The sequence below is a fragment of the Synechocystis sp. PCC 7509 genome (genome assembly GCF_000332075.2).
In the GTDB taxonomy this organism is placed as follows: Bacteria; Cyanobacteriota; Cyanobacteriia; order Cyanobacteriales; family Chroococcidiopsidaceae; genus Aliterella.
On sequence record NZ_ALVU02000001.1, the window covers coordinates 824,706 to 850,646 of the forward strand.

The 25,941-nt window shown below is 42.9% G+C and carries 20 protein-coding genes; 9 read left to right on the top strand and 11 right to left on the bottom strand.

Translation table 11 applies throughout. The features are described from left to right. Positions 1-52: 52 nt before the first annotated feature. From SYN7509_RS27475 to SYN7509_RS0204280, 4 genes are all read right to left on the bottom strand, one after another. Positions 53-2,785 carry a hybrid sensor histidine kinase/response regulator gene (locus SYN7509_RS27475; protein WP_009632725.1) on the bottom strand — a complete coding sequence of 911 codons (2,733 nt, stop codon included), beginning with the start codon at positions 2,783-2,785 and terminating at the stop codon, positions 53-55. 27 nt (positions 2,786-2,812) lie between these two features. After that, positions 2,813-3,259 (bottom strand): response regulator, encoded by a 447-nt coding sequence (locus tag SYN7509_RS0204270; protein ID WP_009632724.1) that lies wholly within the window; start codon positions 3,257-3,259, stop codon positions 2,813-2,815. Further along, entirely contained in the window at positions 3,256-4,680 is a 1,425-nt protein-coding gene (locus tag SYN7509_RS0204275; RefSeq protein ID WP_009632723.1) for a GAF domain-containing protein, read from the bottom strand. The genes SYN7509_RS0204270 and SYN7509_RS0204275 overlap by 4 nt, the downstream gene beginning before the upstream one ends. Before the next feature lie 136 nt (positions 4,681-4,816). After that, positions 4,817-8,644 (bottom strand): CHAT domain-containing protein, encoded by a 3,828-nt coding sequence (locus tag SYN7509_RS0204280; RefSeq protein WP_009632722.1) that lies wholly within the window; start codon positions 8,642-8,644, stop codon positions 4,817-4,819. Positions 8,645-8,784: 140 nt separating this feature from the next. On the opposite strand from SYN7509_RS0204280, the gene coaD reads away from it, so the two are divergent. Together coaD and SYN7509_RS0204290 are read left to right on the top strand one after the other, a co-directional pair. Further along, entirely contained in the window at positions 8,785-9,273 is a 489-nt protein-coding gene (gene coaD, locus SYN7509_RS0204285) for a pantetheine-phosphate adenylyltransferase (protein ID WP_009632721.1), read from the top strand. Further along, the gene (locus SYN7509_RS0204290; RefSeq protein WP_009632720.1) at positions 9,246-9,926 is read left to right on the top strand and encodes an ATP synthase subunit B family protein; all 681 of its coding nucleotides are present in this window, start codon (positions 9,246-9,248) and stop codon (positions 9,924-9,926) included. The genes coaD and SYN7509_RS0204290 overlap by 28 nt, the downstream gene beginning before the upstream one ends. A gap of 17 nt (positions 9,927-9,943) precedes the next feature. Here SYN7509_RS0204290 and cysS read toward each other — a convergent pair whose 3' ends face one another. Next, a complete protein-coding gene (gene cysS / locus SYN7509_RS0204295; protein ID WP_009632719.1) occupies positions 9,944-11,368 on the bottom strand; it encodes a cysteine--tRNA ligase in 1,425 nt (474 codons plus the stop codon). Between the two features lie 139 nt (positions 11,369-11,507). Between cysS and SYN7509_RS0204300 the strand changes: the two genes are divergently transcribed. Continuing rightward, complete coding sequence (locus SYN7509_RS0204300) at positions 11,508-12,578, top strand: CobW family GTP-binding protein (protein ID WP_009632718.1); 1,071 nt, start codon at positions 11,508-11,510, stop codon at positions 12,576-12,578. 48 nt (positions 12,579-12,626) lie between these two features. On the opposite strand, the gene SYN7509_RS0204305 is transcribed toward SYN7509_RS0204300, so the two are convergent. Continuing rightward, entirely contained in the window at positions 12,627-13,682 is a 1,056-nt protein-coding gene (locus SYN7509_RS0204305) for an iron-containing redox enzyme family protein (RefSeq protein ID WP_009632717.1), read from the bottom strand. 253 nt (positions 13,683-13,935) lie between these two features. Between SYN7509_RS0204305 and SYN7509_RS0204310 the strand changes: the two genes are divergently transcribed. Further along, positions 13,936-14,184 (top strand): hypothetical protein, encoded by a 249-nt coding sequence (locus SYN7509_RS0204310; RefSeq protein ID WP_009632716.1) that lies wholly within the window; start codon positions 13,936-13,938, stop codon positions 14,182-14,184. A 165-nt stretch (positions 14,185-14,349) separates the two neighbouring features. On the opposite strand, the gene gyrA is transcribed toward SYN7509_RS0204310, so the two are convergent. Then, the gene (gyrA, locus tag SYN7509_RS0204315; RefSeq protein ID WP_009632715.1) at positions 14,350-16,833 is read right to left on the bottom strand and encodes a DNA topoisomerase (ATP-hydrolyzing) subunit A; all 2,484 of its coding nucleotides are present in this window, start codon (positions 16,831-16,833) and stop codon (positions 14,350-14,352) included. Positions 16,834-17,060: 227 nt separating this feature from the next. Here gyrA and SYN7509_RS0204320 point away from each other — a divergent pair, with 227 nt between their 5' ends. Then, the gene (locus tag SYN7509_RS0204320; protein WP_009632714.1) at positions 17,061-17,459 is read left to right on the top strand and encodes a response regulator; all 399 of its coding nucleotides are present in this window, start codon (positions 17,061-17,063) and stop codon (positions 17,457-17,459) included. A gap of 134 nt (positions 17,460-17,593) precedes the next feature. On the opposite strand, the gene hemL is transcribed toward SYN7509_RS0204320, so the two are convergent. Beyond that, positions 17,594-18,892, bottom strand: coding sequence for a glutamate-1-semialdehyde 2,1-aminomutase (gene hemL, locus SYN7509_RS0204325; RefSeq protein WP_009632713.1), 1,299 nt, complete (start codon positions 18,890-18,892; stop codon positions 17,594-17,596). A gap of 298 nt (positions 18,893-19,190) precedes the next feature. On the opposite strand from hemL, the gene hisIE reads away from it, so the two are divergent. Then, positions 19,191-19,820, top strand: coding sequence for a bifunctional phosphoribosyl-AMP cyclohydrolase/phosphoribosyl-ATP diphosphatase HisIE (gene hisIE, locus SYN7509_RS0204330; protein WP_009632712.1), 630 nt, complete (start codon positions 19,191-19,193; stop codon positions 19,818-19,820). Between the two features lie 45 nt (positions 19,821-19,865). Here hisIE and SYN7509_RS0204335 read toward each other — a convergent pair whose 3' ends face one another. Together SYN7509_RS0204335 and SYN7509_RS0204340 are read right to left on the bottom strand one after the other, a co-directional pair. Continuing rightward, positions 19,866-21,629 (bottom strand): iron uptake porin, encoded by a 1,764-nt coding sequence (locus tag SYN7509_RS0204335; RefSeq protein WP_009632711.1) that lies wholly within the window; start codon positions 21,627-21,629, stop codon positions 19,866-19,868. Positions 21,630-21,879: 250 nt separating this feature from the next. Continuing rightward, complete coding sequence (locus tag SYN7509_RS0204340) at positions 21,880-23,142, bottom strand: MFS transporter (RefSeq protein WP_009632710.1); 1,263 nt, start codon at positions 23,140-23,142, stop codon at positions 21,880-21,882. 104 nt (positions 23,143-23,246) lie between these two features. On the opposite strand from SYN7509_RS0204340, the gene SYN7509_RS25100 reads away from it, so the two are divergent. Further along, on the top strand, positions 23,247-23,537 hold the full coding sequence (locus SYN7509_RS25100) for a hypothetical protein (protein ID WP_009632709.1): 291 nt from the start codon (positions 23,247-23,249) through the stop codon (positions 23,535-23,537). Here the strand turns inward: SYN7509_RS25100 and SYN7509_RS0204350 are convergent. Continuing rightward, positions 23,534-24,364 carry a DUF4351 domain-containing protein gene (locus tag SYN7509_RS0204350; RefSeq protein ID WP_009632708.1) on the bottom strand — a complete coding sequence of 277 codons (831 nt, stop codon included), beginning with the start codon at positions 24,362-24,364 and terminating at the stop codon, positions 23,534-23,536. The two genes, SYN7509_RS25100 and SYN7509_RS0204350, sit on opposite strands and share 4 nt — an antisense overlap. A gap of 55 nt (positions 24,365-24,419) precedes the next feature. Between SYN7509_RS0204350 and SYN7509_RS0204355 the strand changes: the two genes are divergently transcribed. Beyond that, the gene (locus tag SYN7509_RS0204355) at positions 24,420-25,169 is read left to right on the top strand and encodes a sucrose-phosphate phosphatase (protein WP_009632707.1); all 750 of its coding nucleotides are present in this window, start codon (positions 24,420-24,422) and stop codon (positions 25,167-25,169) included. After that, positions 25,166-25,789 (top strand): Holliday junction branch migration protein RuvA, encoded by a 624-nt coding sequence (ruvA, locus tag SYN7509_RS0204360; protein WP_009632706.1) that lies wholly within the window; start codon positions 25,166-25,168, stop codon positions 25,787-25,789. The genes SYN7509_RS0204355 and ruvA overlap by 4 nt, the downstream gene beginning before the upstream one ends. The last annotated feature ends 152 nt before the right edge of the window (positions 25,790-25,941 follow it).

Consider the following 25,941-nt stretch of genomic DNA (forward strand, 5'->3'; position numbering starts at 1 on the left):
TAGTTTTGCTTTGGAGGTGGCGGGTAAGTTAATATTCCCGTCAACCGCTCCATTACCCATTACTCAAAACTTTTTGTAAAGTATCCAATAATTCTTTTGCCGTATAGGGCTTGGGCAAAAAAGCTTTAACACCCGTGCCAACATTCTCTGCAAGCTGGCTATTGGAGGCAAGACCGCTAGTAGCAATTACTCTAACTTGAGGATTTAGTTCTTGCAAGCGGGCGATCGCAGTTAAACCATCCATTGACGGCATCATAATATCCATTAGCACTACACTAATTTGATTAACGTATTCAACGTACATGGCGATCGCTTCAAAACCATCACTAGCTACAATAGCCCGATAATTATAGGTTTCTAAAGTAGTTTGAATCACCTGTTGAATCAATGGTTCATCATCTACAATCAAAATCAACTCTTGTTGTCCGCTCAAAAGTTCCAACTCTGTAACTTGCGAACTTACAGTTTCGGCGATCGCCGGCAAGTACACTCTAAATTGAGTTCCTTTTCCTACCTCGCTATAGACGTTGATAAAACCGCTATGATTTTTAACAATTCCTAGCACCGTAGATAGTCCTAATCCTGTACCTTTGCCAGGTTCTTTGGTAGTAAAAAACGGATCGAAAATTCGTTCCATTAATTCCGGCATAATTCCCGTTCCCGTATCTGCCACCGTAATCATTACATAGCAACCAATACAAGCTTCTACATTCATCCGCGCATAGGCAGAATCAACAACTTGATTTTCTATAGCCAAGCTGAGAGTACCACCATTAAGCATAGCATCGCGGGCATTAACGCAGAGATTTAGCAACACTTGATGCAACTGGTTAGCATCCGCAGCCACCGTCCACAGGTTGGGCGAGGAGCTATCGCTGCAAAGCTTAATGTTTTTGGGAAAAGTCTGACGGGCAACTTGGATTACTTCGGCTAATATATGCTTGGCTTGCAGAGGTACTCGTTTGGCTTCCGCTCCACGAGCAAAGGCCAAAATTTGCTTAACTAGCCCTGCGCCTCGCTTTGTGCTGTCTTCGATCAATGTCAACAGTCCGCGAGTTTGATCGTCAAGACCCTTAATTTTTAAAGGCAATAGTTGCACCGCCGCTAAAATTGGCGTGAGAATATTATTAAAGTCGTGAGCAATTCCGCTTGCTAGAGTGCCAAGACTTTCTAGACGTTGAACGCGCATTAATTGCGCCTCAAGTTGCTTTTTCTCAGTAATATCTGTACTTACCGTCAAAATAGATTTATGATTGCCAGATTCATCGTATACCAACGTCCAGCGACTCTCAATCACAACAGTTTTGCCGCTAGAAGTAACATTTTGCAACTCTCCTTGCCACTGTCCTTCCTGAAATAGGATTTTCTGCATTGCGGCAAATTGCGGCAGGGTTTCCCCTGGTTTGTACAACAATTGAATCGCATTTTTGCCCAAGACTGCCTCGGATTCCCACCCATACAAACGTTCTGCGCCTTTGTTCCAAAAAAGTATGCGATGGTCTAGATCCCGGACAAAAATTGCGTCTGTTGTAATATCGAGCAAGGCAGCTTGTTCGCGAATTTTTGCTTCTGCTTGTAAGCGATCGCTAATATCCCGTCCTTCAGGAATCAGCATCACAACTTTGCCCTCGTGATCAAAAACTGGCTTAATAGAAAAATCTACATAAGCCTTAGTGCCATCTGCCCAAATATGCTGGGATTCAAAGCGTACAAGCTCACCACCAGCAGCAGTAAAAATCGCCCTTTGCACTTGCACCTGTTGCGAACCAGTCCACCATGGAGTTAGCCAAAATGGTTGTCCGACAACATCTTTGATTTCCACTCCTACCACCTCTAAGGCGGTGCGATTAGCTTCGACGACTATTCCCTCAGTGGTTAGCAGCCCCATCAATTGAAAGGTACTATCGAAGATGGCGCGAAACTTTTGTTCGCTGCGTTTTAAATTATCTTCCGCTAGAGCGCGATCGCTAACATCAATTACCACCGAGCGATTCATCAAGTAGCTTCCCGTACTATCAATCATTGCTGTGGCGCTCAAGCTCACGGGTAAAATTGTGCCATCAGCGCGTAACATTTGAAATTCTAAGTCGCGCACCCAGCCTCGTTGCTGAAATAGGGAGAAGTTTTCCCAAAAAACTTGCTGGCTTTCCTCTGTCAGCAAATCGGCAAACTTTTTGCCGACGATTTGATCGCGGCTATACCCCAACATCTTGAGTTCGGTATCGTTGATGCGGACAAATACGCCATTTTTGTCTAGAGAGTGATAGCCGCAAGGAGCTTGATTATAAAGTTCTTCTAACTCCTGTGTATAGTCTCGCAAGACTTGGTTGGCAACAGCTAGGGCATTGGCTTGCAGGCGTACTTGTTCTTCGCTTTCCCGTAAAGCTTGTTCAGCGCAGCGCCGCAGGTGGCGTTCTTTTGCCTCTCGTAACTCTCGCTCCACTGCCGGCAGCAAACGAGTCAGATTGCCTTTAATAATGTAATCGTGCGCTCCCGCCTTCATGGCGGCGACGGCAGTTTCTTCGCCAATCGTGCCAGAAACAATAATAAAAGGAATGTCCAACCCCCGACTTTGGAGCAGTTTAAGAGCTTCAGGAGCGCTAAAAGTGGGTAAAGTGTAATCGGCGATCGCAATATCCCATGTCTGGCAAGCTATAGCTGCCTCCATAGCTGCGGCGGTATCAACTCTTACATATTCTAAGGTATAGTCACCCCTCCCTAGCTCCCGCAGCATCAGGAGCATATCATCTTCCGCATCTTCGATAATTAAAACCCGCAAGTTCATGGCTATTACCTTCTCAATTTTGTTCTCTTAAAGGGGTGGTGGTTCGTTCATCAATAGCCAATACATCCCTAGTTGCCTAATTGCTTCAGAAAATTGCACAAAATCTACAGGCTTGCGGATATAGCTGTTGCAGCCAAGACTATAACTATTGAGCATATCTTGTTCTTCACTGGAAGTAGTTAAAACTACTACGGGCAGAAGTCTTGTGCGATCGTCTTCTCGCAAGCGACGCAAAACTTCTAATCCATCAACGCGGGGTAGTTTGAGGTCGAGCAAAATTACTGTGGGTTTGAAGTTAATATCTCGCTCCGCATACATACCCGTACAAAACAGATATTCCAAAGCTTCAACTCCATCGTGGGCAACTATGACTTGATTGCTAATATGATGGCGTTTGAGGGCGCGGATTGCCAAAGCTTCATCATCAGGATTATCTTCTACGAGCAAAATTGTTTTGGTTTGTTCATTGCTCATGTTTCTACCTCCTCCGCTACTAAAGTAAAATAGAATGTTGCGCCTTGTCCCAAAATTCCCTCTGCCCATACACGCCCGCCGTGACGATGCACAATCCTTTGCACGGTAGCAAGTCCAATGCCATTGCCAGGAAATTCATGGCTGGCGTGCAATCGCTGAAACGGGCTAAACAACTTGTTGCTATAAGCCATATCAAAACCTGTGCCATCATCGCGCACAAAATAGACGGTAGTCCCGTTTGTTTCCAGCCTTGTACCCACCTCAATTTTTGCTTGCAGTTGTTTGGACGTAAACTTCCAAGCATTATTTAGTAAATTTTCCAACACGACTTGTAGCAGGTGACTATCGGCTTGAGCAACTAATCCTGGTTGGAGCGTAAACTCTACCTGTCGCTCTGGCTGTGTCTGCTGTAAATGGGTGCAGATGCGACTAGCTAATCGGTTGATATCTACAGATTCTACGTGCATATCAGTGCGCGTCACCCGTGAAAGGGTGAGCAAATCATCGATTAATTGTCCCATTCGTTGGGTAGCTAGGCGAATCCGCCGCAAATAGTCTTGCCCCGTTGGATCTAGTTGTTCGCCGCAATCTTCTAACACCGCCTGACTAAAGCCATCAATACTACGTAAGGGCGCGCGCAGATCATGGGATACAGAATAGCTAAAGGCTTCTAATTCTTTATTTACTGCTTTTAGTTCAAGGATAGCTTGCCGCAATCCCTGGTTTAATGCCTGCTCTCGTTGTTCTGCTTGCTGGCGTTCCTCAATTTCTAGGCGTAAGGTTGTCAAAAGTTCGGCGTGCTGGAGGGCAACTCCCAATTGATTAGCAATTTGGTTGATAAAATCAATCTCAATATCTTGCCACTGTCGAGGGGCGCTACATTGATGGATGCAGAGCAGTCCCCAGAGTTTTTCCCCTTGTAAAAGTGGTACGACTAAATTCGCTTTGATTTCAAACTGTGCCAAAATATCGCGGTGACAGTCGCTCAGTCCAGCGTTATAAATATCCGCTACTGCCTGCACCCGTCCTTTTTGATAATGGATGGCAAACTGATCGCCAAAGCAATAATCGTGAACTTTTTTTTTCATAGCCGAGGAAAAAGCCGGATCGACATCTTCCGAGACAAATTCGCCATCATTCCAGCCAGAATCTGCGTAGAAACGAAACATTCCTACTCGATCGGCGTTTAAAAGTTGACGCACTTCGATCGCTGTGGTACGAAAAATTGTCTCCAAGTCTATTGGTTCTCGCAGCCGCGCGATCGCCCGATACAGAGTTTCCCGTTGCTCGGCAAGGGAATGAGCTTGACTAATTTCTTGCTTTAAGGGTTGTATTTCGTCGCTCAAGGTTTGTTTAAGTTGTTCAAACGCGAATTCGTCAATGCAAAAGCTGCGTAGTTTTGCTAAGGTTTCTAAATTCATAATTAGCAAGTTATGGCAATAAGTACCAACAGGGGAGAAGGGATTAATTTCTGTTCTTATACGAGCAATATACAACGCTGAGAATAGTATTAAGTAGCAGAGGCAGCGAGTTAATACGATCGCCCAAACAAGATTTTTATTCTGCTTCCCCAATTAATGTAAATGCTGCCCAATCTCTAGGGTTGGGGTTTTGCTTCATAGTGTTTAGCATCGCCTGACGCAGCGCTTGAGCCTTATCGGGATCTTTTTGCATATTTTGATAAAAATTTGTCATCAAGGTAGATGTAGACTCATCTGGCACTAGCCACAAGGACACAATTACACTCGATACCCCGGCACTGATCCAAGAACGGGATAAGCCAATAATTCCATCTCCGGTAATTTGCCCCCGCCCAGTATTACAAGCACTCATGACGACTAAATCGGCATCCAGTTTCAAGTCGAGGATTTCTTCGGCGGTAAATAAACCGTTATCTTTGCCTGAAGGGGCTAGAGCGATCGCACTTCCTAGTCCCCGCACATCATCTAATAACCCATGCGTTGCTAAATGTACAATCCGCGAACCCGGCAACTTAGCCACAATCGCCGCTTTAGTGGCATTTGCGCCAGTAATTGCTTGAGTTTTTAATAGTGGTGCGATCGCCTTTGCTTCAATTTCGGCGGCGGGTAAACTAGCTAATTGTACGGGGGCTAAACCAAGTTCGGGGGCGACTTTGGGCATAGTTGGATTACCAACTACTGTTGCGCCTCTATTTTGGTTTGACGCTAGTCTTTTCCGCCCGTGAGTCACTGCTAGTAATTGAATTGAGGGCGATGTCAAAATAGTATGTTGCTCAATTAAATACTTGCCGTTTGCTTGTTGCAATGCTGGGAAAGGTACTAAAAATAAAGAGCCTTGAGGAATAAAAACTACCCGCGCTGATGGGTTAGTAGGCAATTGGTCAGCGATGGGTTGAATTAGTAGCTGATATAGTTGCTGTAAACTACTGCGACTCCTACCGGGAATTGCTTGACGGCTATTATTGACTAAATTGCTGAGAGAATTATTTTTTTGTTGCCATAAAGGTTTCAAGTCGCTGCGTCGGAACACGACTTCCCCTGTAGGTTTAACTACCCAAATATATAGCTCCGATTCTCTAATTTGAGTTTTTCCTTCTACCTTAAACTCATCAAATATTAGGGAATATTCTACAAGGGTTGCTTTTTGCTGCTGGGCAATTTGGCGAATTTGCTTAATATTTGGTAAAGGTACAGACTCTGCCGATTGTGGGGCTACTTTTTTGGCGAGTAGTTCCAAAAATGCCCGCGCCCTACCTCTTTCAGAAGTTTCTAGCGCCGCTTCAGGCTGATTGCGACCCACTAAAATTTGTTGCAAAATACTATATATGCCCGATTGGGTATCAAAGATAGATACTTTGTTGGCATCGCTCAAACCAGGGCGTAATGATTCAATTATAGCGATCGCTTTTTCTAACGATTGCTGTGCCGCTTCTAGCTTACCAGCCTTAAATAAGGTATAGCCAATATTAGTTAAAGTTTGTCCTTCCCCGGAGCGATTATTAACTTGTTGCAAAATTGTCAAGGCTTGCTGGTAAGATTTCAGCGCTTGGTCATAATTACCTTGCAAGCGGCTAACTTCGCCAATATTATTTAGAGTTGTGCCTTCAATGGCGCGATTGCCTACAACTTTTGTAATTATTAAACCTTTTTCGTAAGATGCGATCGCTTTTGCATAATCTCCTTGACGGCGGTTAACTTCACCAATATTATTCAAAAGCGTTCCCACCCCGGCGCGATTTCCTACCTTTTCTAAAATTGCTAAAGCTTGTTCGTAAGTTTGAAGTGCGCGATCATAATCCTCGTAGCGCAGATAAACATTACCAATATTGGTTAGTATAGTTCCTTCGCTAGAGCGATTGCCTAGAACTTGACTAATTTTCAAAGCCGATTGCAGAGATTGCAGCGATTTATCGTACTGACCAATGCTTTCATAAAGTAAGCCAATATTGCCTAAACTTACTGATTCTCCAGCTTTATCGCCGATCGCTTTAACTATCTTTAGCGACTGCTCGTAGACTGCTATCGCCTCGGCGTAGCGACTTTGACCTTGATAAACCAAACCAATATTATTTAACGTCCTACTCTCTCCGGCGGGGCTACCAACTTTTTTATAGATAGCCAATCCTTGATTAAAAGATTCCAGTGCTTGAGTATATTCGCCTCGGTAAGTGTAAACTAAGCCCATTCCGCCATAAATTTGACCTTCTATAGCAGGATTACCCAAAGCTTTTGCTAAAACTAAAGCTTGCTTGTAAGACTCCAATGCTTGAGCATACTGGCTTTGATTGAGGTAAATATCGCCAATACTGTAGACAATATTTACTTCTATAGCTTTATCGCCAATTTCTTTAGCAACTTGTAACCCTTGCTGATAAGAACTTAATGCTTGGGCGTACTGACTTTGATTTGCATAAACTAAGCCTATACTAATTAAAAGTTGAGCAACAGCAGATTTGTCACCAATAGCCCTAGCGGTTTCTATAGCTGGTTGGTAAGCGGCTAATGCTTGGGCGTACTCTCCGGTAGCCGTATAAGCTAATCCGATATTATTAAGACTAATTGCTTCTAAAGAACGATTGCCAAATTCTCTAGAAATTTTCACCGCCTGTTGAAACGAGTCTAGGGCTTGAGGGTATTGGCTGCGACTGTAATAAATTAAGCCAATATTATTTAATGTCGTGCCAACAATTGATTTATTTCCTACCGCCTCATGCAAAACTAAAGCTTGCTGATAAGTCTCTAAAGCTTTGGCATACTGACCTTGAGATGTGTAGACTAAACCAATATTATTAAGCGTTGTGCCTTCTTCGGCGCGGTTTTTGGTTTCTTTATGAATCGCCAAGGCTTGCTGTAACGATACCAACGCGGGAGCATAATCACCGCGACTGTAGTGAATTAAGCCAATGTTATTTAATGTAGTGCCAGCAAGGACGCGGTTTTTAGTTTCTTTGTGAATAGCCAAACCTTGCTCTGCAAATTTTAGAGCTTGAACATAATTACCTTGACTTTGATATACAGAGCCAATATTAGTAATTACAATCCCTTCCTCGGACTTGTTTTTAAGTTCTCTAGCGATCGCCAATGCTTGCTGATAGTAGTCTAGCGCTTGGACATAATTGCTTTGACCGCGATAAGCTTCGCCGATATTATTTAATAGAATGGCGACAAGAGGCTTGTTGTTATTGCGACGGGCGATCGCCAAGGCTTGTTGTAAAGTTGTTAAAGCTGCTTTAAATTCTCCTCGGTTTAGCTGTTCTCTACTCGTTTGTGCCAAAGTTGTTAAATCTCCACTTCCACCAACGGTAGGAGTTTCTGGACTTTGGGATGCCAGTAATTTAAAGGAATTTAAAAACCTATTAGTATCTTGAGCAAGAATTAATTTTGGATTTGGCGATACAACTATTTGCTGATATAAACGTTTTTTTACCCAGTACATTCTCACTTTGTAAGTTAACTTGTCCAAGTCTACGAACTCAATTTCTTTACCAACGTAGCCATTTAAGGTAATAGGGCGCTCTTTTAGTAACTTACCTTTGCCTACCACACCATCGCGTACAGATTTGAGCAATTCGTCTATTTGCTGAGAATTAAAATCCTTGGGAATATTCGGAAAATCCGCATAACTAACTCCGTAAGTACCCTCTTTCGATTCAACAAAAAAATTGTATAAAGTACCAGAAGTTGCTTCCCTACCCACAGACTCTGTAGTTTCTTTAGGTTCACCGGGCAATGAAACTACAAATCCTCCGACTTTTGCCGTAAATTCTTGCCAATTTGCCGAATTAATATTAGTCTGAGCTTGGGCGCTAGAGTTGTTACTATTTATCAATAAAAAGGAAGAAAAAGACAAAAGTAAGGTAGTAGCAATAATAGATTTGCTAAATTTATTTATGTAAGGGTGCATATATCAATTTTCTATGTCTTTAGTTAGAGTTTTAATTATCTAGTTATAGCTTTTCGTTGGGACAATTCTTAAAAATACATTTAAACGGCTGTAGAAATAACTGATATATTGCAAAAGCAAAGAACACCGGTTTTAAAGCTGTGAAAGCAATTTATCCTGGAAGTTTCGACCCCATTACCCTAGGACACCTAGATATTATTGAGCGTGGCTGTCGAGTATTTGAGCAGGTAATTGTCGCCGTGCTGAGAAATCCCCACAAAACGCCTTTATTTAGCGTCCAAGAACGTTTAGGGCAAATTCGCCAATCTACCCAACATTTGCCTAATGTAGAGGTAGACAGCTTTGAAGGTTTGACTGTAAACTATGCCCAAATGCGGCAAGCACAAGTTTTGCTACGGGGTTTACGAGCGCTTTCAGATTTTGAAGTTGAGTTACAAATGTCTCACACCAACAACACCCTTTCTAGGGAAATAGAAACAGTGTTTCTGGCAACTTCCAATGAGTATAGTTTTTTAAGTAGCAGTCAAGTCAAAGAAATTGCCAGGTTTGGTGGCTGTGTCGATCATCTTGTCCCCCAGCACGTCGCAATAGAACTCTACCGATGTCACGAAAAGAATCACCTAAAATAGACTCCAACCAAAACCCTCAAAATCCTACCGTAGAACCGCCTTCTACTGGCAGTCAAAGCATGGATATTCAGCAAGAATTAAACCGCGTAGAGGAGATAGTGCTTGCTAGTCCAAATATTCCCTTAACGCGGCGCACTCTAGTAGATGAAGAACGCTTGCTAGATCAGTTAGATATAGTGCGAGTAAATTTACCAGGGGCTTTCGAGGAAGCCAAAGCCATTGTCAAACAAAAAAAAGAAATTATTTTACAGGCACAATTAGAAGCGGAGCAAATTGTTGAAACAGCAAAAATTAGAGCCGAGCGGATACTGAATGAAACTGAGATTTTGCGTCAAGCACACCACGAGGCTACATTGCTACAAAGTCAAGTACAGCAAGAGTGCGAACTTGCTTTAGAGCAAAACCAAATCGAAGTTGAGCAAGCACGTCTGCAACTAGCTCAAGAATTGGAACAAATGCACAATAAAGCAGTTACTGAAGCGCAAGAAATACAGCAAGGAGCAGATGCTTACGCCGATACCGCGCTTGAAGGTATCGAGCAACAATTACACGATATGCTACGAGTGATTCAAAATGGACGAAAACAGTTGCAACCAAAAGGAGAGTTGATAGACAAAGAGGAGATTGAGGCAAAAGAAAATTTTGAATTTTGATTGGTGGAGGGTATCATTTATCGATGCCATTTTGAGCCATCAGCACTATCAATAACAGTAATTCCTTGTTCTAATAATTGGTTGCGAATTTGGTCAGACTTGGCAAAATCTTTAGACTTACGCGCGAAGTCTCTTTGTACCAACAACTCCTCAATCTCCTTGTCACTCAAACCTTTAACTACTACATCCTCCTGAGCTTCTAATCCCAAAACCTCCGCCAATTTAACTAAGGTATTCCACATTGCTTGTAGTTGCTTCGGCGGTGTAACCGTATTTCCCTGATGAACTAAAATATTGCCTTCTCTCTGCAAATCTTTGGCAATTTCAAACAGCACTGATAACCCGCTAGAGAAGTTAAAATCTTCATTTACCGCCGCTTGAAAGCGATCTACAGCCTCCGAAACCGCCACGCCATTACTTGACCAGCCTAATTGTTTGCCGTACCTTGTGCCAAATAGCAGCCCCTCTTTAAGAGTTTCCCAGCCATTGTTAGCAGATTCTAAAGCGCGATCGCTAAAGTCAATCGGTTTGCGGTAATGTGCCATCAAAACAAATAATCTCACCGCCATTGGATCTGTGGGACGATCTAATAATTCTCGGATAGTAATAAAATTGCCCAAAGATTTAGACATTTTTTCATCATCTACCGTCACCATGCCGTTATGCAGCCAGTAATTTGCTAAAGGCTTACCTGTAACAGCTTCCGATTGAGCAATTTCGTTTTCGTGGTGGGGAAAAATCAAGTCTGCGCCCCCAGCGTGAATGTCTATAGTGTCACCTAGGCGATCGCGCACCATTGCCGAACATTCTATATGCCAACCCGGTCTTCCTGCACCCCAGGGCGACTCCCAAGCAGGTTCTCCGGGGTTTGCAGCCTTCCACAGGGCAAAATCAAAGGGATATTGTTTTTTACTGGCTTCTGCGTCTTCTAATCGCCCACTAGCTCCCGCTTGCGAATCCTCTAACTTTCGTCCTGAAAGCTTCCCATACTCCGCAAACGAGCGAACTTTGTAATAAACATCTCCCCCAGAAGCGTAAGCATAATCTTTTTGTTCTAGTTCGTGAATTAATCTTTTTATCCCGTCTATAGTGTGAGTTGCGCGGGGATACTCATCGGCTTCCTTGATATTTAACCGCGCCATATCTTCAAAGTATGCTTGTATATAGCGCTCTGCGACCTCCTCCATTGAGGAATTTTCTTTTCTTGCGCGGTTAAGAATTTTGTCATCAATATCGGTAAAATTTTGCACGTACCGCACTTTATAGCCCAAAAATTGCAGATAGCGGCGCACTACATCCCAAACAATACAAGCTCGCGCATGACCCAGATGGCAGTAATCGTATACTGTTACGCCGCAATAGTACATTTTAACGGTGTTGGATGCGATCGCCTTAAATTCTTCTTGGCGGCGAGTTAGGGTGTTATATATTTTTAAAGTCATGGTCGAGCAATAAACAAATCAGCCGATAAGCTAATAATAGGGGAGGAGGGCTGTTAGAAAAAAGCTAACATATAATGCTACTCGAAACACTCTCCACGTTGAAGCCTTATTTTTTGCCCTTTAGACAGCCGACGCAGCTATGCAATCAGCAGTTAGTTCCGACCAATCTCAAGTAATGGATATCCAAAAACGCGGTTTGCCAGTGACAATTATTACTGGTTTTCTCGGTAGTGGCAAAACAACTTTACTCAATCATATTCTGACTAACCAAGAAGGTGTAAAAACCGCAGTTTTGGTAAATGAATTTGGTGAAATTGGCATCGACAACGAGCTAATTGTCACCACTGGCGAAGATATGGTAGAGCTAAATAATGGTTGTATTTGCTGTACCATCAATAACGATTTAGTTGAAGCGGTTTACAAAGTTTTAGAGCGCCAAGAACAAATAGATTACTTAGTAGTAGAAACAACAGGACTTGCCGATCCTTTACCTGTAGCATTGACATTTTTAGGTACAGAGTTACGCGATTTAACTCGCTTAGATTCAATCGTTACAGTAGTAGATGCAGCTAACTATAGTCTGGATTTATTTAACTCTGAAGCGGCTTTAAGTCAGATTCAGTACGGCGATATTATTTTGCTAAATAAAACTGATTTGGTAGATGAAGCCGATCTAGATTTATTAGAAGTAAAGATTCGGGACATTAAACAAGGTGCAAGGATTCTCCGCACTACCCGCAGCCAAGTATCGATTCCATTAATTTTAAGTGTGGGTTTGTTTGAATCGGATAAGTATTTTGAGGAAGAATCAAAAGCCGAACACAATCACGATCATCATCACCACGATCATAATTGCGACGATCCCAGCCATGACCATTCTCATCACTTAGAAAATGATGGTTTTACGTCAATATCTTTTTTAAGCGATAAGCCGCTTTCAATTCGTAAGTTTCAATACTTTCTTGATAACCAATTACCAGAAAATGTCTTCAGAGCCAAAGGAATTATGTGGTTTGAGGAAAGTTCTAAACGGCATATATTTCACCTCTGCGGTAAGCGGTTTAGTATTGATGACGAAGAATGGACAGGAGAACCTAAAAATCAATTAGTTCTAATTGGGCAAAATCTAGACCACGATGCTTTATTAGCGCAATTACAAAACTGTGTTGCTGTACCTTCAGCAACTCGCGGTAAAGGTTTCGGTAAGTAACCGTTTATTAATGTGGAGACGTTGCAATGCAACGTCTCTACACGGGATTTATGCTTGTTTAGCCAACCGCACGATCGCAACTCCTGCGCGATCGCCCATTATTTTTTCTTGGTCGTAACCTAATACCAATTCCCAAGCTCTATCGGGGTAACGCTCGGCTAAAGGTAAAGATACATCAGTAAGCATCCATTGTCCGTGACGCTCATCTTCTCTAATGTGCAATTCCCAATAACCCATCGCTGCTTGAGACAATTCTAAACGTTGTGCGGCGGCTAAATAGTTGCGATAAGCGGCGGGCCCAGCAACTTCAAAGTACGTTAAACCGCCGTTGTAGCGCAGAAAATATATTTTCCGCTCCGTCATCAAAAAGTTATGGTTAGCGCAAGCCAAAACTTCCCAGGGGACTAAATCGAAGTAATATTCAGGCTGGGTATTCATGCCAAATTCTTCTAGCATCTGAGCAAAATAGGTTGAATGCTTGCGAGACAAACGACCGTTGCCATATTCTTCAATTAGGACGCGCATTAAAGTAGCGTGAACTTCATTAGCCGCACCGCCCATAATGCGAGAAAGACGGCTTCCTTCTACTAAGCCATCAAAAGATCCAATCGCTAACACGTGACGATAACCAGCTTCGGTCATTTCTTCGCGCAAATAACGGCTATCTTCAGATATGGGCGGATTAAGATCGCCATCGCTTCTTGCAATTAAAGCCAGCTTTACATCTACTTTTTTAATTGCTTCTACATCTAGCTGGGATAACTCCCAGTTTTGCCAAGGTGTTTCGATTTTGTCGCGAACTTTATTTAAGTAGGGCGATCGCTCGTTGGTATAATGCCGCAAATCGTCGTACCAAAACAGTTGTAAGCGATTAATGCGGTAGAGGATGCGTTGCAAAAATAAGTGGGCGCGATCGTCTCCAGAAGCGCCGCTAAAGGCATTTTCTATAGCTTGGGCGATCGCATTATCGACAATACTTGCAAGTTCTGGTTGGGTTTCTAGCTTGCTGTCTAAGTCTTCTAAGTCGAGCAGGTGGATAAATTGCTGCTCGGCTTCATCGTAATTGATGGTATCAGCAATGGAAGTAACGATGTTGCTCTGCATTTAAAACATTTGTTTGTACTACTAACTACAATTTTGAGCCATTCAAGAAGCTAGTTACATCCACTTTGGAGGTATATACAGGCGACTTTATACACATTTTTCCGTAGAAACAGCCTTGACAACTGAATCTTTATATAGGGTTCAGTAAATTTTCTCTTGTTTCCAACTAGCAACGTTCGTTAGATTACTCTTTAAATTCTGCTGTCCTCAAGCTAAAAAATCTAACTGTAATTCGAGGAGACTACATTTTTGTATGAGCGTAAATCAACTAAGTTTCAAAAGAAAGTTTGTAGCCGCCTTGATTGATGGAATTATTTTAAATAGCGGCTTAGGCGTTATTTTAGCGATTATTTCAAATATTGCTAGTGATATTGCTTTACTCAATGCCTATGTAGGCAATGTTAATCTGGTTCTGAGTTTGGTCTACTTCGCCGCCTTAGATAGTATTCCTAAACAATTAAGAATTGGCAGCAGATTAGTTGAAACTAAAGTGTCAAAATAGCAGAGTTTTTCAGTAGCTACAACCAAAACTAGCGATCGCCCATCAACGTACTACAAGGGGTAAATCCCTTGTAATCATAATCCAGCTATACAATCCAAGCCATATAATAGCCTTTGTCAGCCCGGTTAATTGCTTTTGGTGTTTTTACAAAGCCCATGTCCAAACTTAACTTGATGGTAAAGGCAAAACATTAACGCTAACAATCTTCTCATCGCCCTTAAGTTCAGAAATACGACTACCCGTACCTTCTTTACCCGTCACACTAATAGCACTAGCGGGCAATTGCAACAAGCGTTGATTGGTTGTCACCGCCAACAAGGCCGAAGTTGGAGCTAAAACTAAACTCACCACCCCATCAAACTTACTGGTAAAAGATATTGCTTGAGTGCCAATATCGCCGCGATTAGCCCGCCGCAGCGATCGCATTGGCATTTGTTTGGCATATCCTAGCTGCGTAAACAGCAATAAATTCTCCTCCGCATCAGCACCAGTAACGCCACCAACTAATTGTTCATTTTTCCGCAATCGTAAAGCTTGTAAGCCCATCGCCGTCCGTCCTAGAATCGGCAATTGCTCGTCATCAACCCTAAATCGGAGCAAACGCCCCGCCGCCGTAGCTAAAACTGCATCTTCTCCCGCTCCGGTAATTCGACAAGTCAATAAGCGATCGTCATCCTTAAACTTAATTGCCATCAAACCGCGACTGCTTAAACCCGCCAAATCCTCCAAAGCCAAGCGTTTGATGCGCCCCAACTTTGTTAAAAGCACCATTTGCGCCTCATTATCTGGCAAAACAAACTGAGAAACGACACTTTCGGTTGTATTAGGTAGCAAATTAATCAAGGGCGTACCTCGTCCCGATAAGCTGCGATTCGACAACAAAGGCACATCCCCCACCTTCACCGGGTAAACTTTGCCGCCACTGGTTAGCACTACGAGGTCTTGCTTTGTATTTGCCTGGATTAGCTGCACTACGCAATCATTGTCCATCGTGCCATTAGTTTTTTTTGCCGTTTTCTGACCAAATACCTGCCTTCTTGCATACCCGCGCAAAGTAAATTCGACGATCGCCTTTTCACCCTGTTCTTCTTTCTGGGCGTTTTCGGCGTTTAGGCGCTGGTTTTTTTCCTTTTCTGCCTGCAACATCTGTTCGTTGACAAACTTAGTCCGCCGCTCATCCCCATACTTGCGTTTAAGAGTGCGTAAATCTTTTTTCAACGCCTTCAATAACTCGCGGCGATCACTTAATAGCCTTTGTAAGCCGGTAATTTCTGCACTTAAACGCTCAAATTCTGCCTTTAAATTCTGCTTTTCTAAACCTGTCAATCGACGCAAAGGCATAGCCAGCACAGAGTCCGCTTGAATTTCACTTAAACCAATAAGACTTTGCAGCCCCATTTTTGCCGTGCTGCCATCCGCCGCTTGACGCAAAATATCAATAACTTCATCCAATCTTGCCAACGCCTGATTTAACCCTTCAACAATATGAATTCGCCCTTGAGCTTCCTCCAATTGGTGGGAGTAGCGACGATTAAGGGTTTGTTCGCGGAACTTTAAAAACTCCTGCAATAGTTGCCTTAAATTTAACTGTCGTGGTTGTCCCTCCACGATCGCCAGCATAATCGCCCCAAAATTTATTTGTAAAGCCGTTTGCTGATATAAGCTTTGCAGTACCGCATAAGAGTTGGCATCGCGCCGTAGTTCAATTACTACTCTCATCCCTTCGCGATCGCTTTCATCGCGGATATCGGAAATTCCTTCTAGTTTTGCCCCATTAACTAATTCCGCCATTTTCTCAATCCAAGCGGCTTTATTTACCTGGTAAGGCAACTCGGTAACGACAATTGCTGTCCGCCGCCGAGTATTTTTTGTCGCCGGGATTTCTTCAATTGCCGCCACTCCTCGCAGAACAATACTACCGCGTCCGGTGGTGTAAGCTTCTTTAATGCCACCAATACCCACAATTTCGCCCCCAGTGGGAAAATCGGGACCTGGAACTAACTCTAATAGCTTTTCTTCTGTTAATTCTGGCTGATCGATTAAGGCAATTAAACCATCTACTACTTCCCCCAAATTGTGGGGGGGAATATTTGTTGCCATCCCAACAGCAATTCCCGCACAGCCATTTAACAGTAATACAGGCAGTTGGGCAGGTAATACCGTAGGTTCTTGCTGAGAATTGTCAAAATTACTAATAAATTCAACCGTTTCCTCGCCAATATCCGCCAACATTGCCTCGTGACTCATGGGCGATAACCGAGTTTCGGTATAGCGCATCGCCGCCGGGGGATCGTTATCTACCGAGCCAAAATTGCCATGTCCTGCTAACAGTGGATAGCGGCTAGAAAAGTCTTGTACTAGCCTAACTAACGCCTCGTAGACTGATTGATCGCCATGGGGGTGATATTTGCCCAGTACGTCCCCTACTACCCGCGCACACTTACGATAGGGGCGATCGGGAGTCAAACCCAATTCGTGCATTGCGTACAATATCCGGCGGTGGACGGGCTTTAAGCCATCACGGACATCGGGCAACGCTCGCCCGACAATTACACTCATGGCATATTCAAGATAAGACCGTTGCATTTCTGTATGCAGGGCGGTGGCGATCACCTGTCCCGTTGAGAGAAGGTTTAACTGTTTTGCCATGAGGTTTTCCTGTCTAGATATAAAAGAGATGTTGAGACTAAGTTAAGAAGTTGGATGAATTACTTTTGACTTTCTACAAGCGTAAGTTGTAGGGTAATCCGCAGGAGGAATTTTGGGGACGCACTTAAAGAAGTAAATTATTCTATTTTTAGGATGCGTTAATTTTAGTTATAGCTTCAACATTTTTAACTACGAGCATTTGATAGCTTGCTTGCGCCCAATAAAGTATGAAAACTGTTTTGATTGTGGAAGATGATCCGATTAACGCGCGTGTTTTTGCCAAAATTTTGACCAAACGTGCAGGCTTAAATGTTAAGCATACTGAAAATGTAGAGGAGGTAATGCAAATTGCCTTGGATAAATTAGCAGACATTATCTTGATGGATGTTTCTCTTTCTCGCAGTGTTTACCAGGGTAAATCTGTAGATGGGATTAAAATTACCCAACTGTTAAAAGCCAACCCCGCCACGGCTTGTTTGCCAGTTATTTTGGTCACGGCTCATGCTATGGAAGGCGATCGCCATAGTTTTCTCTCTCTTAGTGGTGCTGATGGCTATATTTCTAAGCCTGTAGTTGACCATCAAGAATTTGTTGACCAAATTATGGCGTTATTGCCCTCCGATTAATACTGCCTCGCTATAGTGCAACTGTACTATAGCAGGAAATAGGTAAAGTCTCTTGCTAGCAAAACTAAAATTAGTTCTAACCCTTAGTGGGCAGAGATTGGGGGTTAGAACTAACTAAGACTATTGGCAAAATCCTAAAGACTAGACATAACTTCCCGTGCGGCGGCTAAAGTCTGGTCAATATCAGCCTCGGTATGGGCGACAGAACTAAACCCAGCTTCAAATTGGGAAGGGGCTAAATAAATACCGCGCTCTAACATTCCGCGATGGAAACGGCTAAACTTACTGAGGTCAGACTTTTTCGCATCTTCATAGTTATGCACTGGCCCGGCGGTGAAAAATAAACCAAACATCCCGCTAATTTGACCGACACAAACATCGTGACGAGTTTCTTTAGCAATCTGCAATAAGCCATCGGCTAATTTTTTGGTAATTCGGTCTAGATACTCATAAGTACCAGGCTTTTGCAATAGTTCCAAAGTTTTGATTCCCGCCGTCATTGCCAAAGGATTCCCTGAAAGCGTCCCCGCTTGATACATAGGTCCCGACGGTGCAACCATCAACATAATATCTCGACGACCGCCATAAGCTCCTACAGGCAACCCACCGCCAATAACTTTACCCAAAGTTGTCAAATCTGGCGTAACCCCAAACTTTTCTTGAGCGCCACCGTAAGCAATCCGAAAGCCTGTCATTACTTCATCAAATACCAGTAATGCGCCATTTTCTTTGGTCAGTAAGCGTAAACCTTCCAAAAATCCCGCATCGGGGGCGATAAAACCCGCATTTCCTACCACTGGTTCTAAAATTACCCCAGCAATTAAGTCTGGATGTTCGGCAAATAAAGCTTTAACGGCTTCCAGATCGTTGTAAGGCGCAGTTAAAGTATCCGCCGTGGTGGATTTAGGTACGCCGGGAGAATCGGGTAAACCCAAAGTCGCCACCCCTGACCCAGCTTTGACTAAAAACATATCCGCGTGACCGTGATAGCAACCCTCAAACTTGATAATTTTATCGCGCCCGGTAAAGGCTCGCATCAAGCGCAGGACTGCCATACAAGCTTCCGTGCCAGAATTTACAAAACGTACCATTTCAATGCTGGGAACGGCATTAATTACCATCTCTGCCAGGACGTTTTCGAGGACGCAGGGCGCACCAAAGCTAGTACCTTTTTCTAAGGCGGCTTGCAAGGCGCTGATTACTTCTGGGTGGGCGTGACCACAAATAGCAGGGCCCCAGCTACCCACGTAGTCAATATACTGATTGCCATCCACATCCCAAACATTTGCACCCTTGACGCGGTCAAAAACAATCGGTTGTCCGCCTACGGATTTGAATGCTCTTACTGGAGAATTTACGCCTCCCGGCATTAAGTTTTGAGCGGCGGCAAAGATTTCCTCGGATTTGGTAGTTTTGATGGTGGTATTAACCAAAGTTGTCTCCTAAAAATGTATCTGTAAATAGTTGCGTGCCTGGTTTAGAATTCTTATAGTAATCAATTACGCCAAGCATAAAAATAAAATTATGTAATCTCGAACCGCGATTTACCAGATATAAATTTCACATTTCTCCGGTTTATAGCGATACAAAGGCTTACGGTATTGCGGTGGGAACTAAAAAAATGAATTTTGGTTAGAAAAATAGCCTGACGCTTCACTTATAGAAAATAGGCGCTCGTTCGTTCCAATGGTATCGTAAACAAATAAGTTATTGCCTGGAATACCAGCAACTATGTCACCTCAAACTATTTTGGCTCAACTGCGTTATGACGATCGCGGTTTAATTCCAGCTATTGTACAGGACTATTTAGACGGCACGGTTTTAATGCTGGCATGGATGAACGTTGAATCAGTGCAAAAAACTCTAGATAGTGGGGAAACATGGTTTTGGAGTCGTTCGCGCGGGGAACTATGGCATAAAGGCGCAACTTCTGGGCATATTCAAAAAGTAAAAAGTTTTCGTTACGATTGCGATCGCGATGCCTTACTTGTGGGAGTAGAACAAATTGGCGATATTGCCTGTCATACCGGGGAACGCAGTTGTTTTTACGGGGACACCGACGGGCAAAAAGTCGATCCTCCTGGAGATACATTATCAGAATTATTTAAAGTAATATGCGATCGCCGAGACAATCCTACCGATAATTCCTATACTTGCCAATTATTTGCTGATGGCGATAACAAAATCCTCAAAAAGCTGGGGGAGGAAACCGTTGAGTTGGTAATGGCTTGTAAAGATGACGAAAAAGAGGCGATCGCCTCAGAAGCTGCGGACTTGCTGTATCATACTCTCGTTGCTTTAGCTCATCATCAAGTTGATATTAAAGACGTTTATCGCAAATTACAAGCCCGTAGGCGCTAATTTTCTCTTTTTAGGGGCGTATTTGCAAGAGTACACCCCCATACTTTAAAAAGTAAACGTAGTCCGAAGTAAACCTACTACGGTTGTTTCATTATTGCTATTAGATTCTGGGTTAAACAATACAAAAGCTCCTGGAGTAACGCTGATATGGTCGTTAACTCTAAAGCGATAATAACCCTCCAAATGGTAAGGAGTTGCTCTTTCTTGCCCTGGTAGCGATGTCACTGCATCGCCACTAGCACTAGAGCGATATAGGGGTTGTCCAAACAGCAACCCCGCATTGTTGCCTTCAGCAAACAAATCTCGAAAATGCAAACCTACCATCCAACTTGTAAAAGTAGAACTAGCATCTACCGCTCCCGAAGCCGCGTCAACAAAAATTGCTGCTCCATACCCAGAAATAGCCACCTTGGGAGCAAATCGCCAAGTTAAAGTTCCCCCTACAGAATTAAGTTTAACTGGTGTCCCGGCGGCAAGTCCGCCCAATGCTCCAATATCTGCATTTACTAATCCCGTGCCTAAAATGTTGATTTCGTGGTAGCTGTTGGCATAGTTAAGCCCAATATCTATACTTTTGCTAGGTCTAATTGTCAACTGCGCCGCCGCTACGGTACTACCGCTAAATAAACCTGCTCCCAAAGGTGTACCCGAAACTCCCGGAAGTATATCAGGAGCTTTCCCCGGAATTGCGGCGTTGACGCTACCATACAAAGCCGTCAAATTGATCGCTTCAGAGATATTCCAAATAAAGCCCCCCGCCGAAGCTAAACCAGAACCCGAAGAACCCCCCGATACGCGCACTACAGGGTTGTAGCCTGCAAATCGAGAAATTGCTTCTTGTCCTTCACCAGCAAAAGGAGTAATGGCGGGAAAAGCATCTGTTGTCTCTGCTGCTGTTCCCGCAAACAAAGTTACTTTACTAGCCACGGGAAAAACATACAGCAGCTTGTACAAAGAAAAACTATTAGCATCAATTGCCGACAAGTTTTGCGGATTCACCCCAGGAAACTGCGGTTCAAAGCTAAGTTTGGCGCTGCTACTGCTCAATCCTAGCCCATCGGCTAAACCTAAAGCACCCCCTGTACTGTTGTCGCCTCCAAGCAGGTTGTAAGCTTGTAAGCCTGTAATTAAAGCGTCTTTGCCTGTAAAGCTGCTAGTGAGATTTATTCGCGTGCGATTAGCCAAAATAATATTCGGATCGCTGTCATTTGCTCCACCTGTAGCACCAATAGCGGCTACAATCACCTCTCCGCTTAACTTGGTGGTAGTAGAAAACTGATTTGCTTCTAATTCGGCGGTATTTGCTTCTAAAGAGTCTACACGCCCCCTTAGTGCAGCGAGTTCGCTGGCAAATTCTGTTTGCAGTCTTTCAATAGTCGTTAAATCTTCTCTTTTGGCTAAGTCGCTGGTGGCGGTAGCAATTAATTCATTTACTCGGTCTAAACAGGCATTTAAGCCCGCCGCAAATTCGTAACGAGTTAGCGCCCGATTACCCCGGTAAGTACCGTCTGGATATCCGGCAATACACCCGTAGCGTTCGACTAATGATTGCAGTGCTTGAAATGCCCAATCTGTCGGCTGTACATCAGATAATTGCGATACTGATGTTACTTGCTCCATTGACTGAGATAAAACGATTGGTTCGTTTTTAGGCTTATTTGCGGTGTCAATTGGGCGATCGCCATCTATCTGTTCTGACAATAACTCTAAACTACTAGCTTTAGCAGGGGTTACTACGGATGACAAAAACCCAGACAGCAAGCACAGTAGAGCTAATTTGCTCGAACAACTCAGCAAATTACTATTCATAAATTACTCCTCACAAACCTATTATTTTGATTCCTAGATAAAACTCTAATACCGAGCATTTTTCTAGTTTTTTAAAAAAGCATTAATTCAACAAAACACTCTGGACTAGAGTTAACAGATCCTACTTGAAAATATTGAAATGTTTGCACGAAACGGAGAGATTTACATAATTTCTTAATTATTGCTATTTTTAATTATTAAATTTGTCTGTGTAATACAGCTTGACAATAAAATATTTGTCTCGTCGCAGTTAAGGCTTAGGAGATAACATTTGCTCTAAATAATACAAAATTGAGATTAATATACTTACGCTTAAAGCTAAACCTAGCCAAAAATTGTCGGCAAATACGGGAGTTTGATCTAAAGCCCAGCCACCTAAGGGCGGCCCAATAAAATAGCCTGCTGCCCAACATAAAGAACTGATGGAAAAGTATACGCCTAATTGGGATTTGGGCGCTAGTTCGGTAATTAAAGCTGAAGCTGAGGGGGTATAAGAAACAATAGCGATCGCAAATACACTTAATGCGCCAATTGCCCACCATAATTGATAATCCGTAGCAACTCCTGTCACCCACATTAAAATAAATCCAATCGCCCACATTACCGCTGAGAAAATCAAGGATTGGGGATGAGTAAAGCGCTTTAAACCACGAACTACAGGTAATTGAGTAAATATAGCGATCGCCAAATGCCAACCAAAAATTACACTAATAGTGCCTTCGGTAAATTCTGCTCCCGATGCGTTTAAAGCCACGAAGTTTTTTAAATAAAGTGGTAAAGTGCTTTGCAATTGAGAAATATAAGTAGTAAAAATAATATTGACTAAAACGTAAATTAATAATCGGCGATCGCTTAGGGCTATTTGCCAGCTAGATTTTAGAGATATAGCTGCTTTAGCATCTACAGGTTTGTAAGTTTCTTTAATAGCAAAATACACCACGCCAAAAAATACCACAAAAGAAACAGCATCAACTATAAATAGCGTCCTATAAGCCCCCGTAGCGCTAATTAATGCCCCACCTAATACAACCCCCATACCTAGCCCTAGATTATCTGCAAGTCTGGTAATGGCATAAGCTTCATGACGTTGTTCAGGGGCGGTTAAATCGGCTACTACTGATTCGTTGGCGGGCCAATACAAGCCTTGTCCTAAGCCCACTAATAAGTTACCGATAACTAAGATTGAGAAGTTATTAGCACTAGCCAAAACTAGAGATGCGATCGCACTAATGGCGGCTGAAAGCAGCAAAGTCTTACGTCGTCCCCAATCCTGCGAATCGGAAAACGCACCGCCCAAAATTCGCCCCACAACCCCAGATATAGATGCACTACCTAAAGCAAACCCTACCGCCGTTGCCGATAATCCTACCTGATTGACAAAAAATATTGGAGCGTAAAATAAAGTAAACCCCGTCCCGACTTCCGATAAAAAACGCCCAAATGCCAAAATCCAAACTTGAGGATTTAGTTGCGGCATCCAGGAAAATAAGCTATTTTTTTTAGAAAAATTCATTAAATCTTTAGATCAATACGGAATTTACTGAGTAACTCAAACAACTAATTAGGGAATCTTAAATACAGAGATACTTACTCGACTCCCTTAGTCTGTATTACCTGATGACCCTTTTAATTCTCAAGCTACTAATTTCAATTGCAATCTTGTATGGGTTATATCTTCTGTATCAGGGTAAAGATCCAACCAAGCAGCGATGGCAATTTACAGATCGAGGTAGCAAGCAACAGCCTTCTAAACATCTGCAAATAAAACTCTTACAGCTACTAAATGGCGATCGCAATACGGCAAATAGACTAATCGCCTCAGCAAAGGCTAGGAATCCTGATAGAACGATAGATTGGTGTGTGGAGAAGGTAATTTTTGACTTGCAACGCGATCGCGGTAGGTATTAATTTTCACTTTGCAGCCAAGTAGTTACATCTGTAATTGCCACAAAATCTAGTAACGCTACAGCTAATTGTTCTAGGCGATCGCTTGTTAAGCTGCGAATTTGTTCTAAAGTGGTAGCGTCAATGCTGCCAAAACGGCGTTCTAATTGACGGATAACTAAAGTTGATTCTCCTAATTGTTGTCCTTGTCTAACTCCTTCTTGGAGGATTTGTTGATAAATAACGGATTCCTTCATGATGTCCTCTCTAAATAATTGATTAATTAAATTTTGCTCGAATCTCAAACCCGCTAATATTTCTACACTAGCGGCTAAATTTTGCCTCTGCTGTGCTGATTCAATCCTAGCGACTTGCGCGGCTACTTGCTCTAGTAAAGTTCTAGGCGTTTCTGCCCTTGTAAGAGTTGCTAGGGGTAGCAAAGCATTATCGGCGAGAAAAGGGGCGGGATCTTGCTCCCACAGGCGAATTACTCGGTAACGATGCCAAGTGTTAGCGGCGGTAAATTCGTTAATAAATGCTGCTTGGGAAGTTGTGGATTTGAGAAAAATAATAACTTGCTCGATGGGACATCGATATTGCCGATATAGTCGCAACCAATAATCGAGCATTCGTAAAGGTAATGGCGGTTCTAATACGGGTAGAGTTTGAAACTCTAGATGTAAGATTTGGTTGGAACTTTGCACTAATGTCACCGAATCCGCGCGGATTGGTTCTAGGCTTAATTCAGTTTTTAGTACCTCAACTTCTGTTGCTTGGTTGGGAAGTAGCCAACGGGCAAAATTTTCTGGGTATTCTTCAGCGAGATATTTGCAGATATTGTCGTAAGTCATGGCGAAATCTATTGCTTTTGCTAACCTTAAAAATTGTTAGCTATAACGAGTCATCATGAAATCATTTTTATTTGTAACCGATTTAGATCATACCCTTGTGGGAGAACGTCGCGCTTTGGCTGTGCTTAATGAGAAGCTACAACAGCATCGAGAAGAACACGGTACAAAAATAGTTTATGCCACTGGGCGATCGCCAATCCTATTTGCCGAACTCCAAAGCCAACAGCAACTTATAGAACCAGATGCTTTAGTTGCTTCCGTTGGTACAGAAATTTATTTCAAAGGTAGCGATACTGCTGATAATGGCTGGTCAGATAAACTATCGCCAGGATGGAATCGAGAGCATATTTTGGCAACTACGGCTCATTTTGCCGATTTAGTCATGCAACCAGATTCCGAACAGCGCCCTTACAAAGTTAGCTTTTTGCTAACCGAAGACTCCGCCCAAGAAGTTTTACCACAACTAAAATTATATTTGCAACAGCAAGGCTTGGATACCAAGTTAATTTACAGTGCTGGTGTAGATTTAGATATTTTGCCCCGTCATGGCGATAAAGGTTTAGCTGTGCAATATCTGCGCTCTCTATGGGATATAGAAGCACAGCAAACGGTTGTTTGTGGAGATTCGGGTAATGATATTTCGCTATTTTCCCAAACAGAAGAACGCGGTATTATTGTTGGCAATGCCAAATCTGAACTATTGCAATGGCATAACGAAAACGGTGCGGACTATCATTATTTAGCTCAAGCTTTTTGCGCGGGTGGTATTCTTGAAGGCTTAAATCATTTTGGTTTTATTGAATGATTAGCTATCTTAAAGGCATTGTTGCAGGCATTTCTAAAACTACTACTAATCGCATTACTTTGACATTAGAAGTAAATTTTTGCGGCTACGACTTGCTAATTCCCGCCCGATTGGTGCAACAATTACCGCCAATTGGCGAAACGGTACAGATTTTTACGCATTTGCAAATTAGAGAAGAACAGCCTTTACTCTATGGATTTAGCACTTTAGCAGAACGAGATTTATTTAGACAATTGATTAGCGTTACCGGGATTGGATCTGCAAATGCGATCGCACTACTTGATACTTTACCTTTACCCGATCTAATTCAGGCGATCGTTACTAGCAATACGCAGTTATTAATTCAAACTCCTGGCGTGGGGGGGAAAACTGCCGAGCGGATTTGCTTAGAATTGCGGAAAAAACTGGCAGATTGGACAGATATTCCGGGCTTAGTTGCCCCTACCGATGGCCCAAGTCCTACCATTTTAGAAGATGTGCAGATGACCTTACTAGCTTTAGGTTATACCCCTAGTGAAGTTTCTAAGGCTTTGCAAGCGGTGAGTCAACAAGTGGGGTTGGCAAAAAATGCTAATGCGGAAGATTGGATTCGTCAGGCGATCGCTCATCTCAGCAATTAAGCTGATTTTTAGCCTTTATTCGCCAAATTTTACTTTAATTAGCTTTTATAGCTAGTTAGCTAAGATCCGCAACCATTAACCTAAGTTATCTCCCTAGAACGATTACAGAATAGAGGACACGCTGAGAAAATATGAATGTTGTGTTTTTATAC

Bases quoted from the DNA above. Each gene is read 5' to 3' on its own strand.
- hisIE (WP_009632712.1), top strand. From the start codon at position 19,191: ATGTCACCTCAAACTATTTTGGCTCAACTGCGTTATGACGATCGCGGT.
- SYN7509_RS0204335 (WP_009632711.1), bottom strand. From the start codon at position 21,629: ATGAATAGTAATTTGCTGAGTTGTTCGAGCAAATTAGCTCTACTGTGC.
- SYN7509_RS0204355 (WP_009632707.1), top strand. From the start codon at position 24,420: ATGAAATCATTTTTATTTGTAACCGATTTAGATCATACCCTTGTGGGA.
- SYN7509_RS0204290 (WP_009632720.1), top strand. From the start codon at position 9,246: ATGTCACGAAAAGAATCACCTAAAATAGACTCCAACCAAAACCCTCAA.
- SYN7509_RS0204275 (WP_009632723.1), bottom strand. From the start codon at position 4,680: ATGAATTTAGAAACCTTAGCAAAACTACGCAGCTTTTGCATTGACGAA.
- ruvA (WP_009632706.1), top strand. From the start codon at position 25,166: ATGATTAGCTATCTTAAAGGCATTGTTGCAGGCATTTCTAAAACTACT.
- SYN7509_RS25100 (WP_009632709.1), top strand. From the start codon at position 23,247: ATGACCCTTTTAATTCTCAAGCTACTAATTTCAATTGCAATCTTGTAT.
- cysS (WP_009632719.1), bottom strand. From the start codon at position 11,368: ATGACTTTAAAAATATATAACACCCTAACTCGCCGCCAAGAAGAATTT.
- SYN7509_RS0204305 (WP_009632717.1), bottom strand. From the start codon at position 13,682: ATGCAGAGCAACATCGTTACTTCCATTGCTGATACCATCAATTACGAT.
- SYN7509_RS0204280 (WP_009632722.1), bottom strand. From the start codon at position 8,644: ATGCACCCTTACATAAATAAATTTAGCAAATCTATTATTGCTACTACC.
- SYN7509_RS0204350 (WP_009632708.1), bottom strand. From the start codon at position 24,364: ATGACTTACGACAATATCTGCAAATATCTCGCTGAAGAATACCCAGAA.
- SYN7509_RS0204340 (WP_009632710.1), bottom strand. From the start codon at position 23,142: ATGAATTTTTCTAAAAAAAATAGCTTATTTTCCTGGATGCCGCAACTA.
- SYN7509_RS0204270 (WP_009632724.1), bottom strand. From the start codon at position 3,259: ATGAGCAATGAACAAACCAAAACAATTTTGCTCGTAGAAGATAATCCT.
- gyrA (WP_009632715.1), bottom strand. From the start codon at position 16,833: ATGGCAAAACAGTTAAACCTTCTCTCAACGGGACAGGTGATCGCCACC.
- SYN7509_RS0204300 (WP_009632718.1), top strand. From the start codon at position 11,508: ATGCAATCAGCAGTTAGTTCCGACCAATCTCAAGTAATGGATATCCAA.
- SYN7509_RS27475 (WP_009632725.1), bottom strand. From the start codon at position 2,785: ATGAACTTGCGGGTTTTAATTATCGAAGATGCGGAAGATGATATGCTC.
- SYN7509_RS0204310 (WP_009632716.1), top strand. From the start codon at position 13,936: ATGAGCGTAAATCAACTAAGTTTCAAAAGAAAGTTTGTAGCCGCCTTG.
- SYN7509_RS0204320 (WP_009632714.1), top strand. From the start codon at position 17,061: ATGAAAACTGTTTTGATTGTGGAAGATGATCCGATTAACGCGCGTGTT.